This is a genomic window from Enterobacter sp. C4G1, assembly GCF_052886895.1.
Genome location: NZ_JBQVVV010000001.1, coordinates 1,431,745 through 1,444,623, shown reverse-complemented (window position 1 = coordinate 1,444,623; position 12,879 = coordinate 1,431,745). Strand labels below are relative to the sequence as shown.

Genomic DNA, 12,879 nt, shown 5'->3' with positions numbered 1-12,879 from the left:
CCCTCTCCCACCGGGAGAGGGAACTGCTTTCAAGGAGTCCTCATGAAACGCTCCGAAATCAACGAAATCCTCGGCCATACGCGGCAGTTCTTTTCCATGCACGATGTTCACCTGCCACCCTTTGCCAGCTTCCCGCCAACGCAATGGCAACAGCTCGACCAGGGCGCATGGCGTGAAGTGTTCGACCTCAAGCTCGGCTGGGACGTCACCGCGTTTGGCGGTAACAACTTTGCCGCTCAGGGGTTAACGCTGTTTACTCTGCGCAACGGCTCCCCCAACGGCGTGCCGTATGAAAAATGCTATGCCGAAAAAATCATGCACGTGCGCGACGGCCAGGTCACTCCCATGCATTTTCACTGGCGTAAACGCGAGGACATCATTAATCGCGGCGGTGGCAATCTGATTATTGAGTTATGGAATGCCGGGGCGCATGAAGAAACGGAAAACACCGACGTTACCGTGACAATCGATGGCTGCCTTCAGACCCACGCACCCGGCAGCCAGCTGCGCCTGGCACCAGGGGAGAGCATCTGCCTGACGCCCGGCCTGTACCACAGTTTCTGGGGCGAGCGCGGCTTTGGTGATGTGCTGGTCGGCGAAGTGTCGTCGGTCAATGACGATGAACACGACAATCACTTTTTACAGCCAGTCGCCCGCTACAACAATATCGAAGAAGACGAACCGGCAGTGCTGGTGCTGTGCAACGAATACAACCTGTTTCGGATTTAAGGAGTGAATGATGCCATTAATTTCTCTTGCCGACGGTCTTGAGCACGCCAGGGAACACCATTACGCGCTGGGTGCGTTTAACGTTCTCGACTCCCACTTCCTGCGCGCGCTGTTTGCCGCAGCAAAACAGGAGCGGTCGCCTTTTATCATCAACATCGCGGAAGTGCATTTTAAATATGTGTCTTTGGATTCGCTTGTTGAAGCGGTCAAATTCGAGGCCGCCAGACACGATATCCCCGTGGTGCTTAACCTCGATCACGGGCTGCATTATGAGGCAGTAGTGCGTGCGCTGCGCTTAGGATTCAGCTCGGTGATGTTCGATGGCTCCACGCTGAGCTACGAAGAAAACATCCGCCAGACCCGGGAAGTGGTGAAGATGTGTCATGCGGTGGGGGTCTCCGTTGAAGCGGAGCTGGGTGCCGTGGGGGGCGATGAAGGCGGAGCTTTGTATGGCCATGCGGATGAAGCCTTCTTTACCGATCCGCACCTGGCGCGCGAATTTGTCGATTTGACCGGCATCGACGCGCTGGCGGTGGCTATTGGCAATGCGCACGGCAAATACAAAGGCGAGCCCAAACTCGATTTCCCCCGTCTGGATGCCATTCGCCAGCAAACCGGTCTGCCGCTGGTATTGCACGGCGGCTCTGGCATTAGCGATGCCGACTTCCGCCGCGCCATCGAACTGGGGATCCACAAAATCAATTTCTATACCGGCATGTCGCAGGCAGCACTGGCGTCGGTGGAACACCGGATGTCGCACCGTCAGCCGCTGTATGACGAGTTTGCCGAGCTGCTGCTGGGCATTGAAGAGGCGATAACCGACACGGTGGCCGAACAGATGCGCATCTTCGGCAGCGCGGGGCAGGCATAATGGAACGCAAAGGGATCATCGCCGCAGGTAATATGCTGGTGGATCATGTTCACCAGATAGTGCAATGGCCGGAGCGCGGCTGGCTGGCGGAAATCACCCACAGCGAGCGCTCAACCGGCGGCGCGCCGCTGAACGTTCTACTGACGCTGGCGAAAATGCATGTCGGCCTGCCTTTACAGGCGGTGGGGTTGATTGGCGAAGATGGCGACGGGGATTATATTCTGGCGATGCTCGACCAGTATCATGTCAACCGCCAGCGCGTACAACGCACCACTTTTGCCCCCACCTCGATGTCGCAGGTGATGACCGACCCCAGCGGGCAGCGCACCTTCTTTCACTCGCCAGGGGCAAACCGTCTGTTGGATCTCCCCGCTTTCGACCGGCTTGATGGCACGATGAAAATCTTCCATCTGGGGTATCTGCTGCTGCTCGACAGCCTGGATATGCCGGACGATGAATTTGGCACGCGCAGCGCACGCCTGCTGGCACAGATGCGCGACCAGGGATATGAAACCTCGCTCGATCTCGTCTCCCGTAAGGGCGACCCTCGCTATCAGCCGCTGGTGCTCCCTGCCCTGCACCATCTCGACTATCTGGTGATTAACGAACTGGAAGCCGGCGAGTTTAGTGGCCTGGAGATGCGCGACAGCAACGATGCCCCGAATATCGCCCACATCGCCGAAGCGGCTGCGCAATTACTGGCGGCTGGCGTCAGGCAGCGCGTGGTGATCCACTGCCCGGAAGGCGCCTGGGGAGAAGTACCGGGTGAAGCGGGTCGCTGGATCCCGTCATGGATGCTGGAACAAGAGGAGATTATTGGCAGCGTGGGCGCAGGCGATGCGTTTTGCGCGGGCTTTTTATACGGCTGCCATGAATCACTGCCGCTGGCTGAGAGTATTTATCTGGCCCACGCCTGCGCGCGGGCAAGCCTGCTGGCCGCCAACGCCATTGATGGCGCAAAGACGCTGACAGAGTTGCAGGTGTTTATTAAAGAGAACCGTTAAGCGGCTTTTTCGTTGTGAGAAACATCGGTGGCAAAGACATAGCCCAGCCCGCGAATAGTTTTAATCAGCGCAGGCTGGTGCGGGTTGGCCTCGATTTTGCGCCGCAGACGCATAATCAACACATCGATAGTGCGGTCAAACACCTCGGCACTTTCGCTGTGGGTAAGCTCAAGAAGTTGTTCGCGGCTCAGTACCCGGCGGGCGTTTTGCGTCAGCGCCAGCAGCAGACCATACTCACCCTGCGTTAACGACACGGTATTGCGCTGCGGATCGCTCAGCTCACAACGGGTGGTATCCAGCGTCCAGCCATTAAAGGCAATCCCCGGCGCGCGCGGGGCGGCGGCTTCGGTTGCCAACACGCCAGTACGGCGCAGCACGGCTTTAACGCGCGCAACCACCACACGTGGATTAAACGGCTTACCGATGTAATCGTCAGCGCCCATCTCCAGGCCAACCACGACATCGGATTCACTGCCAAGCCCCGTCAGCATGATGACGGGTAGCTCCGGGCGCAATTTCTGTAGCTGCAATAACACCTGCAAGCCGTTGATATCCGGCAACATCATATCCAGCAATACCAGCGCAATGTTGGGTTCAAGCTGCGCCAGGCTCAGGGCGTCCTGGCCGTTATGACAAACCAACACCGTAAAGACGTGCTCGTTAAGCACGTCCTGTAGCAGTTCGCACACTGCGGTATCGTCATCAACCACCAGAATCGCCGGTTTCATCGCATCATCCATCAGAGGTGTAGAGTTAAGTCTGATCCATTCTGCAATCGGCTCCAGCCAAATCTATTTTTTCGTGATGGAATTTCAATCCAGGTCACATCCCCCGCCACTTCGACACGTCAATTTTGACGATTGCCTGTTTTTCGTCAGCGTTTTGTCCAGAAATAGGCCGTAAAGTCTGGGGATACCCACAATAAAAACATGGCATAGAAGCTGCATAATAGGTGCAAAAGAACTGTTTAACTGGAGCAAAAGCGATGAAAAAAGTCGTCACGGTTTGCCCTTATTGTGCCTCAGGTTGCAAGATCCACCTGGTGGTCGATAACGGTAAAATCGTACGGGCGGAGGCGGCACAGGGGAAAACCAACCAGGGCACGCTGTGCCTGAAAGGCTACTACGGCTGGGATTTTATTAACGATACCCAGATCCTGACCCCGCGCCTGAAAACCCCGATGATCCGCCGCGAACGCGGTGGCAAGCTGGAATCCGTCTCCTGGAGCGAAGCGCTGGATTACGTCGCCACGCGCCTGAGCGCCATCAAAGCCAAGTATGGCCCGGATGCGATTCAGACTACCGGCTCATCACGCGGGACCGGTAATGAAACCAACTATGTAATGCAAAAATTCGCGCGCGCCGTTATTGGTACCAATAACGTCGACTGCTGCGCTCGCGTCTGACACGGCCCATCGGTTGCAGGTCTGCACCAGTCGGTCGGTAACGGCGCAATGAGTAATGCGATTAACGAGATAGATAACACCGATCTGGTGTTTATTTTTGGCTACAACCCGGCGGATTCTCACCCTATCGTCGCGAACCACGTGATTAACGCGAAACGCAACGGGGCGAAAATCATCGTCTGCGATCCGCGCAAAATTGAAACTGCGCGCATTGCGGATATGCACATCGCACTGAAAAACGGCTCGAATATCGCGCTGTTGAATGCGATGGGCCACGTCATTATTGAGGAGAATCTGTACGACAAGGCATTTGTCGCCACCCGTACGGAAGGCTTTGAAGAGTATCGTAAAATTGTCGAAGGCTATACGCCAGAGTCGGTCGAAGCGATAACCGGCGTCAGCGCGCAGGAGATCCGCCAGGCAGCACGGATGTACGCGGCAGCAAAAACCGCCGCCATTCTGTGGGGAATGGGCGTGACCCAGTTCTATCAGGGCGTGGAAACCGTGCGCTCCCTGACGAGCCTCGCCATGCTGACCGGCAACCTTGGCAAGCCGCATGTCGGCGTGAACCCGGTGCGTGGCCAGAATAACGTGCAGGGTGCGTGTGATATGGGCGCGCTGCCGGATACCTATCCGGGATATCAGTACGTGAAGTTCCCGGAAAACCGCGCCAAGTTTGCGAAGGCCTGGGGTGTGGAAAGCTTGCCTGAGCACACTGGCTATCGCATCAGCGAGCTGCCGCACCGCGCGGCGCATGGCGAAGTACATGCGGCCTACATCATGGGTGAAGATCCACTCCAGACCGATGCCGAGCTGTCTGCGGTACGTAAAGGATTTGAGGATCTGGAGCTGGTGATTGTCCAGGATATCTTTATGACCAAAACCGCGGCAGCGGCGGATGTGATTTTACCGTCTACGTCGTGGGGCGAGCATGAAGGTGTCTATACGGCGGCAGACCGTGGCTTCCAGCGCTTCTTTAAAGCGGTAGAGCCGAAGTGGGACCTGAAAACCGACTGGCAGATTATCAGCGAAATCGCCACCCGTATGGGATATCCGATGCACTACAACAACACCCAGGAAATCTGGGACGAGTTGCGTCATCTGTGCCCGGACTTCTACGGGGCCACCTATGAAAAAATGGGTGAACTGGGGTATATCCAGTGGCCATGCCGCGATGAGTCAGAAGCCGATCAGGGTACGTCGTATCTCTTCCAGGAGAAATTCGATACCCCGAACGGGCTGGCACAGTTCTTCACCTGCGACTGGGTGGCGCCAATCGATAAACTCACTGATGAGTATCCGATGGTGCTCTCCACCGTGCGTGAAGTGGGCCACTACTCCTGTCGTTCGATGACCGGCAACTGTGCTGCTCTGGCCGCCCTGGCGGATGAACCTGGCTATGCGCAGATCAACACCGCCGACGCTGAACGTCTTGGCATTCAGGATGAAGCGCTGGTGTGGGTGAACTCACGCAAAGGCCGCATCATCACCCGCGCGCAGGTCAGCGATCGACCCAACAAAGGGGCGGTCTATATGACCTACCAGTGGTGGATCGGTGCCTGTAACGAACTGGTGACGGAAAACTTAAGCCCGATAACCAAAACGCCGGAGTATAAATACTGCGCCGTGCGCGTAGAGCCGATTGTCGATCAACATGCTGCCGAACAGTATGTCATCGATGAATATAACAAGCTGAAAGCCCGTCTGCGTGAAAGTGCAATGGGGTGAAGCCGTTAATTAATCGGTGAATAAAAGGGGTGATCTATTCACCCCTTTTTTATTTCAAATAGAAATATTTATTTTATCAATATTCATTACGGAATACGTTTCGCAGAAATAATGTAATTTCCGCGAAAAAGAATTACATCTTTGCATTTTGATTCAGAGAGATAAGATGTGCGGCGGGTGCTTAAGACTTTCTGTCTTGAGCATTGTTGAGGGACAGAAAGTGGAAAGCCCCGGGAAATTTTCATTCACCCGAGGCTACCCCTCAACAACCAACAGGTTGAGAGTAGCCTCTTATTCTTTTTTACACAAGGAGTAAAAGGCATGACGCCATTAAAAACTGTGTTAGGCATTGTCTTTATTATCTGCCCGACCATAGTGATTTTTACCTTTATTAATCGCGGCAGGTTGTGCGAGCTGACAATAAAGAGTGAACATCAGGAGGTGGCGGCGAAATTAGCCTGCCTTGCAGGCTAACCTCATCGGGCGGAACATCTGTTCCGCCCGGCTTGTTGGATGCTGAGGTCTTAATGCACCCGTTTTTTTATTTTGTGCGCACGATTATACTGCGCGGCATGTACCCAGATGATAACGATCCATGAAACCACTTTTTCTGTTGTTGTTCCTTATTACGTCATTCGCTTACGCAGATGAAATTGGCAGCCAATACAAAGAGCAAGCCGAGGCCGGTGATGCCCATGCCCAGTATTATCTGGCCGATACTTACTTCAGTTCTGGCGATAGCAAGCAGGCCACGTTCTGGGCAGAGAAAGCGGCAAAAGGCGGGGATATCGATGCGATGGCGTTACTGTCCCAAATCCAGTTTACCCAGGGCGATTACGCTCATGCCAAAGCGCTGGCCCAGCAGGCCACCATTGCGGGCAGTAAGCGCGGTGCAATTATGCTGGCGCGCGTGCTGGTGAACACCCAGGCGGGCAAAACCGATTACCCACAGGCCATCAAATTGCTGCAAACAGCCACCGAAGATATTGATAACGACTCCGCAGTCGACGCCCAACTGCTGCTGGGGCTGATTTATGCCAACGGCGTTGAAGTGGCTCAGGACGATGTAAAAGCGGCCTCCTGGTTCAAACGCAGTTCATCATTGTCGCGCACCGGTTATGCCGAATACTGGGCGGGAATGCTGTTCCAGCAGGGCGAAAAAGGCTTTATCACACCGAATAAACAGAAGGCGCTTTACTGGTTAAACCTGAGTTGTTCCGAAGGGTTTGATACGGGGTGTGAAGAGTTTGACGCGTTGAGCGGGGAGTAAAATCCCCTCACCCTAACCCTCTCCCCAAAGGGGAGAGGGAAGAATACGTTACATTACTGGTCAGCCGTCTTATCAAAACGACCCAGCACCTCGCGTTCATACGCCAGCGCTTTTTTGCGGTCGAATTTGTGTTCCCACTTGGCAATAACCAGTACCGCCAGCGCGTTACCCACCACATTCAGCGCCGTACGCGCCATGTCGAGGATACGGTCAACACCGGCGATAAACGCCAGGCCTTCCAGCGGAATACCAACGCTCCCCAGCGTTGCCAGCAGCACCACAAATGAAACACCCGGCACGCCTGCGATACCTTTTGAGGTCACCATCAGGGTCAGCACCAGTACGATTTCCTGCCACAGCGAGAGATCGATACCGTACAGCTGTGCAATAAAGATGGCGGCAATACTCTGGTACAGCGTTGAGCCATCCAGGTTAAAGGAGTAACCGGTCGGCACCACGAAGCTGGTAATAGAAGCTGGCGCACCGTAAGCCTCCATCTTCTCGATAATACGCGGCAGCACGCTTTCAGAGCTGGCGGTGGAGTATGCCAGAATCAGCTCATCCTTCAGAATACGGATCAGGATCCAGATACTCAGCCCGCAGATACGCGCCACAATCCCGAGCACCACCAGCGCGAAGAACAGGATCGCGAAGTGTACCAGGATAACCAGCTTCGCCAGCGGCCACAGTGACGCAAAACCGAAGTTCGCTACCGTGACGGCGATGAGAGCGAATACCCCTACCGGCGCATAGCGCATCACCATGTGGGTGACTTTGAACATGGTTTCAGAGATAGAGCGGAATACCGTCACTAGCGGTTCACGGTGCGTCGCTGGCAGGGAAGAGAGCCCCAGCCCAAACAGCACAGAGAAGAAGATGATCGGCAGCATTTCACCTTTCGCCATCGATGCCACAATGTTGGTCGGCACCAGCGACAGGATAGTCCCCATCAGCCCGTGGGCATGGCTTTGCACATCCGCGGTCGTACTTTGGTATTTCGAAATATCCACGGTCGCCAGTTGCGACATGTCGATCCCGGAGCCCGGCTGGAAGACATTCGCCATGGTGATACCCAGGATAATGGCTATCGTCGTGATCACTTCGAAATAAAGGATGGTTTTCGCGCCGATGCGGCCTAACTGTTTTGCATCGCCCACGCCCGCAATGCCAACTACCAGCGTAGAGATAACAATAGGTACAACAATCATCTTGATCAGATGAATAAAAATATCACCTGCCGGAGAGAGCAGGTTCGCAATCAGCCACTCGCGGCTGTCGCTATGATAATGGAGGTAACTACCCAGCAGGATACCCAGCACAAGGGCTAGCAAGATTTGCCAGGCCAGGCTGACTTTAACGTTTTTCATAGAAACAGACTTCCTCAATGAAGCATCCAGTTCACCAAAACTGCATGAATATGGAGACATACTGAAAGGGTATGAATTGTGTTGCGTTGGTTTATGGGATTTTTTAACGCGGCGTATGAGTATCATTTGTACGGCATCCTGCGCAAGCCTTAAAGAACGAGGCTTTTCACTACAAAAAAGGGCTATGACGCTAATTTGTAATAATTCCTATAAATAACCTTTTGTTATAAAAACGCTTTTTTCTGCACAAATGTGAATAATCCTTCAACTAAATTATTTCCCTTCAAAGTTTCATTCGCTCATTTTTCACACTATTCAAACAATGCGTGATCTGCCGCCCAAATAATAAACAAAGCTTGTAAAGCCCCTACAATTAACGTTTTTGAGACATATTATTAACATCTTACAAGGAGAAAAAAAGCCATGAGCCAAATACATAAACACGACATTCCCGCAAACATTGCGGACCGATGCCTGATCACCCCGGAGCAGTACCACGAGAAGTATCAGCAATCCGTCTCCAGCCCTGATCTCTTCTGGGGTGAACAGGGTCATATCCTTGACTGGATCAAACCTTATCAGAAGGTGAAAAACACCTCCTTTGCGCCAGGTAACGTCTCAATTAAATGGTATGAAGATGGCACGCTGAACCTGGCGGCGAACTGCCTGGATCGCCACCTGGCCGAACGTGGGAACGAAACGGCTATCATCTGGGAAGGCGACGACGCCTCTCAGAGCAAACACATTACCTATAAAGAGCTGCACCGCGACGTGTGCCGCTTTGCCAACGTGCTGCTGGAGCAGGGCATTAAAAAAGGCGACGTCGTGGCTATTTATATGCCAATGGTACCGGAAGCGGCGGTGGCCATGCTGGCATGTGCGCGCATCGGTGCCATTCACTCCGTGATCTTCGGCGGCTTCTCGCCAGAAGCGGTTGCCGGTCGCATTGTCGATTCAAATTCTAAACTGGTGATCACTGCCGATGAAGGCGTGCGCGCCGGTCGCAGTATTCCGCTGAAGAAAAACGTCGACGAAGCGCTGAAAAACCCTAACGTGAAAAGCGTCAGCAACGTTGTGGTGCTTAAGCGTACCGGCGGTAAGATCGACTGGAAAGAGGGTCGCGACCTGTGGTGGAGCGATCTGATTGAAAACGCGAGCGACCAGCACCAGCCAGAAGAGATGAACGCGGAAGACCCGCTGTTTATCCTTTATACCTCTGGCTCTACCGGTAAACCAAAAGGCGTGCTGCATACCACTGGCGGCTATCTGGTTTATGCAGCAACCACCTTCAAATATGTGTTCGACTACCACCCGGGTGACATTTACTGGTGTACCGCTGATGTAGGCTGGGTCACCGGGCACAGCTACCTGCTGTACGGCCCGCTGGCCTGCGGCGCCACGACCCTGATGTTTGAAGGCGTGCCGAACTGGCCAACCCCGGCGCGTATGTGTCAGGTGGTCGACAAACACAAGGTCAACATCCTCTATACCGCGCCAACGGCGATCCGCGCGCTGATGGCGGAAGGCGACAAAGCCATCGAAGGCACTGACCGCTCTTCCCTGCGCATTCTCGGTTCCGTGGGTGAGCCCATCAACCCGGAAGCCTGGGAGTGGTACTGGAAGAAAATCGGTAACGAGAAATGCCCGGTGATGGACACCTGGTGGCAGACCGAAACGGGCGGCTTCATGATCACCCCGATGCCGGGTGCGACCCAGCTGAAAGCGGGTTCGGCAACCAACCCATTCTTCGGCGTACAACCTGCGCTGGTGGATAACGAAGGTCATCCGCTTGAAGGAGCAACCGAAGGTAACCTGGTCATCACCGACTCCTGGCCTGGTCAGGCACGTACCTTGTTCGGCGATCACGAGCGCTTCGAGCAGACCTATTTCTCCACCTTTAAAAACATGTATTTCAGCGGCGACGGCGCACGTCGTGATGAAGACGGTTACTACTGGATAACCGGACGCGTGGACGATGTGCTGAACGTTTCCGGCCACCGTCTGGGTACGGCGGAGATTGAATCTGCGCTGGTGTCACATCCGAAGATTGCCGAAGCCGCCGTGGTGGGTATCCCACATAACATTAAAGGTCAGGCGATTTACGCGTACGTTACGCTGAACCACGGTGAAGAGCCGTCGCCAGAGCTGTATGCCGAGGTGCGAAACTGGGTACGTAAAGAGATTGGCCCGCTTGCCACACCGGATGTACTGCACTGGACGGACTCGCTGCCGAAAACCCGCTCCGGCAAAATTATGCGCCGTATTCTGCGTAAAATCGCGGCAGGTGACACCAGTAACCTCGGTGATACTTCAACGCTCGCCGATCCAGGCGTGGTGGAAAAACTGCTCGAAGAGAAGCAGGCCATCGCAATGCCATCGTAATGCTGTTTTCTCCCTCTCCCTGTGGGAGAGGGCCGGGGTGAGGGCATCAGACCGCACCTTACCCCCTCACCCTAACCCTCTCCCTCAAGGGAGAGGGAATAACTACAAACACCTACCCTACAAAACTCTGGAGACTCTGTGATGAATAACGATATTTGTCAGCAGATAGAGAATAGTGCGCACTACAGGGAGCTCGTCGATAAACGGCAACGGTTTGCCTTCTTTCTTTCCCTCATCATGCTGATTATTTACGTCGGCTTTATTCTGCTTATCGCCTTTGCCCCCCACTGGCTCGGCACCCCGCTACATGAGGGTACCAGCGTCACGCGCGGGATCCCTATTGGCATTGGCGTGATTGTGATTTCGTTTGTGCTGACCGGCGTGTACGTCTGGCGCGCGAACGGCGAGTTTGATCGTCTTAATAAAGCAGTACTGCGTGAGGTAAAAGCATCATGAAGCGAGTCCTGACAGCGCTTGCCGCCACACTTCCCTTTGCGGCAAACGCAGCCGATGCCATTACCGGCGAAGTACAACGCCAGCCAACCAACTGGCAGGCGATCATCATGTTCCTGATTTTCGTGCTGTTGACGCTCTATATCACTTACTGGGCGTCAAAACGCGTACGCTCCCGTAATGATTACTACACCGCGGGCGGCAACATTACCGGCTTCCAGAACGGGCTGGCGATTGCCGGGGACTTTATGTCTGCCGCATCGTTCCTTGGGATCTCGGCGCTGGTTTACACCTCTGGTTATGACGGCCTGATTTATTCCCTCGGCTTCCTCGTGGGCTGGCCAATCATTCTGTTCCTGATTGCCGAACGCTTGCGTAACCTCGGACGTTTCACCTTTGCTGATGTGGCATCGTATCGCCTGAAACAAGGCCCGATTCGTATCCTCTCTGCCTGCGGATCGCTTGTGGTTGTAGCGCTGTATCTGATTGCCCAGATGGTGGGTGCAGGCAAGCTTATCGAACTGTTGTTCGGCCTGAACTACCACGTTGCGGTGGTGCTGGTCGGCGTGCTGATGGTGATGTATGTGCTGTTCGGCGGAATGCTCGCGACCACCTGGGTACAAATCATCAAAGCCGTGTTGTTACTGTTCGGCGCAAGCTTTATGGCCTTTATGGTCATGAAGCACGTCGGTTTCAGCTTCAATAACCTGTTTAAAGAAGCGATGGCGGTACACCCGAAAGGGGAAGCGATCATGAGCCCGGGTGGGCTGGTGAAAGACCCGATATCGGCACTCTCTCTCGGTCTGGGTCTGATGTTCGGTACCGCGGGTTTACCGCATATCCTGATGCGTTTCTTCACCGTGTCAGATGCGCGTGAAGCGCGTAAGAGCGTCTTCTATGCCACCGGTTTTATGGGTTACTTCTACATTCTGACCTTTATCATTGGTTTTGGCGCCATCATGCTGGTGGGGGCAAATCCGGCGTTTAAAGATGCTGCGGGCGCGCTGATTGGTGGTAACAACATGGCAGCGGTACATCTGGCGGATGCGGTAGGCGGTAACCTGTTCCTCGGCTTTATCTCAGCCGTGGCCTTTGCCACCATCCTCGCGGTAGTTGCAGGGCTGACGCTGGCAGGTGCTTCGGCGGTATCGCATGACCTGTATGCCAACGTGTTCCGTAGAGGGGCCAGTGAGCGAGATGAACTGAAAGTCTCCAAAATCACCGTGCTGGTGCTGGGTGTGGTGGCTATCCTGCTGGGCATTCTGTTCGAGAAACAGAACATTGCCTTTATGGTGGGGCTGGCCTTCTCGATTGCGGCAAGCTGCAACTTCCCAATTATCCTGCTCTCTATGTACTGGTCAAAACTGACTACCCGTGGAGCGATGATTGGCGGCTGGCTGGGCCTGCTGACGGCGGTGATCCTGATGATCCTCGGCCCGACGATTTGGGTGCAGATCCTCGGTCACGAGAAAGCTATCTTCCCGTATGAGTACCCGGCGTTGTTCTCTATCGCCGTGGCGTTTATCGGTATCTGGGCCTTCTCCGCAACCGATAATTCACCGGAAGGCAACCTGGAGCGAGAGAAATTCCGCGCCCAGTTTATCCGTTCCCAAACCGGCCTGGGCGTCGAACAAGGCCGCGCGCACTAACCTGCTCTCTTCCCCGGCCAT

The 12,879-nt window shown here is 54.5% G+C and carries 11 protein-coding genes; 9 read left to right on the top strand and 2 right to left on the bottom strand.

Annotated features, from left to right (window positions below):
* The first annotated feature begins 42 nt into the window (after nucleotides 1–42).
* The 3 genes from ACT9TW_RS06900 to ACT9TW_RS06890 are packed head-to-tail and all read left to right on the top strand — an operon-like array spanning nucleotide 43 to nucleotide 2,604.
* A complete protein-coding gene (locus ACT9TW_RS06900) occupies nucleotides 43–729 on the top strand; it encodes a D-lyxose/D-mannose isomerase (protein ID WP_259833976.1) in 687 nt (228 codons plus the stop codon).
* Between the two features lie 10 nt (nucleotides 730–739).
* Entirely contained in the window at nucleotides 740–1,600 is an 861-nt protein-coding gene (locus tag ACT9TW_RS06895) for a ketose 1,6-bisphosphate aldolase (protein WP_182063513.1), read from the top strand.
* Complete coding sequence (locus ACT9TW_RS06890) at nucleotides 1,600–2,604, top strand: carbohydrate kinase family protein (RefSeq protein WP_446491957.1); 1,005 nt, start codon at nucleotides 1,600–1,602, stop codon at nucleotides 2,602–2,604. The genes ACT9TW_RS06895 and ACT9TW_RS06890 overlap by 1 nt, the downstream gene beginning before the upstream one ends.
* Here ACT9TW_RS06890 and ACT9TW_RS06885 read toward each other — a convergent pair.
* Nucleotides 2,601–3,332, bottom strand: coding sequence for a response regulator (locus tag ACT9TW_RS06885; protein ID WP_182063321.1), 732 nt, complete (start codon nucleotides 3,330–3,332; stop codon nucleotides 2,601–2,603). The genes ACT9TW_RS06890 and ACT9TW_RS06885 overlap by 4 nt on opposite strands.
* Nucleotides 3,333–3,589: 257 nt before the next feature.
* Here ACT9TW_RS06885 and fdhF point away from each other — a divergent pair, with 257 nt between their 5' ends.
* The 3 genes from fdhF (at nucleotide 3,590) to ACT9TW_RS06870 (ending at nucleotide 7,007) form a co-directional block, all read left to right on the top strand.
* A complete protein-coding gene (gene fdhF, locus ACT9TW_RS06880) occupies nucleotides 3,590–5,737 on the top strand; it encodes a formate dehydrogenase subunit alpha (protein ID WP_446491956.1) in 2,148 nt (715 codons plus the stop codon).
* Nucleotides 5,738–6,058: 321 nt separating this feature from the next.
* Nucleotides 6,059–6,211 carry a Hok/Gef family protein gene (locus tag ACT9TW_RS06875; RefSeq protein ID WP_446491955.1) on the top strand — a complete coding sequence of 51 codons (153 nt, stop codon included), beginning with the start codon at nucleotides 6,059–6,061 and terminating at the stop codon, nucleotides 6,209–6,211.
* A gap of 121 nt (nucleotides 6,212–6,332) precedes the next feature.
* Nucleotides 6,333–7,007, top strand: a complete 675-nt coding sequence (locus tag ACT9TW_RS06870) for a tetratricopeptide repeat protein (protein WP_446491954.1) — start codon at nucleotides 6,333–6,335, stop codon at nucleotides 7,005–7,007.
* Between the two features lie 53 nt (nucleotides 7,008–7,060).
* On the opposite strand, the gene gltP is transcribed toward ACT9TW_RS06870, so the two are convergent.
* Nucleotides 7,061–8,374 carry a glutamate/aspartate:proton symporter GltP gene (gltP, locus tag ACT9TW_RS06865; RefSeq protein ID WP_446491953.1) on the bottom strand — a complete coding sequence of 438 codons (1,314 nt, stop codon included), beginning with the start codon at nucleotides 8,372–8,374 and terminating at the stop codon, nucleotides 7,061–7,063.
* A 423-nt stretch (nucleotides 8,375–8,797) separates the two neighbouring features.
* Between gltP and acs the strand changes: the two genes are divergently transcribed.
* The 3 genes from acs (at nucleotide 8,798) to actP (ending at nucleotide 12,858) form a co-directional block, all read left to right on the top strand.
* Nucleotides 8,798–10,756 carry an acetate--CoA ligase gene (acs, locus tag ACT9TW_RS06860; RefSeq protein ID WP_182063316.1) on the top strand — a complete coding sequence of 653 codons (1,959 nt, stop codon included), beginning with the start codon at nucleotides 8,798–8,800 and terminating at the stop codon, nucleotides 10,754–10,756.
* Between the two features lie 141 nt (nucleotides 10,757–10,897).
* The gene (locus ACT9TW_RS06855) at nucleotides 10,898–11,212 is read left to right on the top strand and encodes a DUF485 domain-containing protein (RefSeq protein ID WP_182063315.1); all 315 of its coding nucleotides are present in this window, start codon (nucleotides 10,898–10,900) and stop codon (nucleotides 11,210–11,212) included.
* On the top strand, nucleotides 11,209–12,858 hold the full coding sequence (gene actP / locus ACT9TW_RS06850) for a cation/acetate symporter ActP (protein ID WP_446491952.1): 1,650 nt from the start codon (nucleotides 11,209–11,211) through the stop codon (nucleotides 12,856–12,858). The genes ACT9TW_RS06855 and actP overlap by 4 nt, the downstream gene beginning before the upstream one ends.
* Nucleotides 12,859–12,879 lie beyond the last annotated feature (21 nt).

Coding starts and splice junctions, on each gene's coding strand:
- gltP (WP_446491953.1), bottom strand. CDS start 8,374: ATGAAAAACGTTAAAGTCAGCCTGGCCTGGCAAATCTTGCTAGCCCTT.
- ACT9TW_RS06870 (WP_446491954.1), top strand. CDS start 6,333: ATGAAACCACTTTTTCTGTTGTTGTTCCTTATTACGTCATTCGCTTAC.
- ACT9TW_RS06895 (WP_182063513.1), top strand. CDS start 740: ATGCCATTAATTTCTCTTGCCGACGGTCTTGAGCACGCCAGGGAACAC.
- actP (WP_446491952.1), top strand. CDS start 11,209: ATGAAGCGAGTCCTGACAGCGCTTGCCGCCACACTTCCCTTTGCGGCA.
- ACT9TW_RS06900 (WP_259833976.1), top strand. CDS start 43: ATGAAACGCTCCGAAATCAACGAAATCCTCGGCCATACGCGGCAGTTC.
- ACT9TW_RS06885 (WP_182063321.1), bottom strand. CDS start 3,332: ATGAAACCGGCGATTCTGGTGGTTGATGACGATACCGCAGTGTGCGAA.
- ACT9TW_RS06855 (WP_182063315.1), top strand. CDS start 10,898: ATGAATAACGATATTTGTCAGCAGATAGAGAATAGTGCGCACTACAGG.
- ACT9TW_RS06875 (WP_446491955.1), top strand. CDS start 6,059: ATGACGCCATTAAAAACTGTGTTAGGCATTGTCTTTATTATCTGCCCG.
- acs (WP_182063316.1), top strand. CDS start 8,798: ATGAGCCAAATACATAAACACGACATTCCCGCAAACATTGCGGACCGA.
- ACT9TW_RS06890 (WP_446491957.1), top strand. CDS start 1,600: ATGGAACGCAAAGGGATCATCGCCGCAGGTAATATGCTGGTGGATCAT.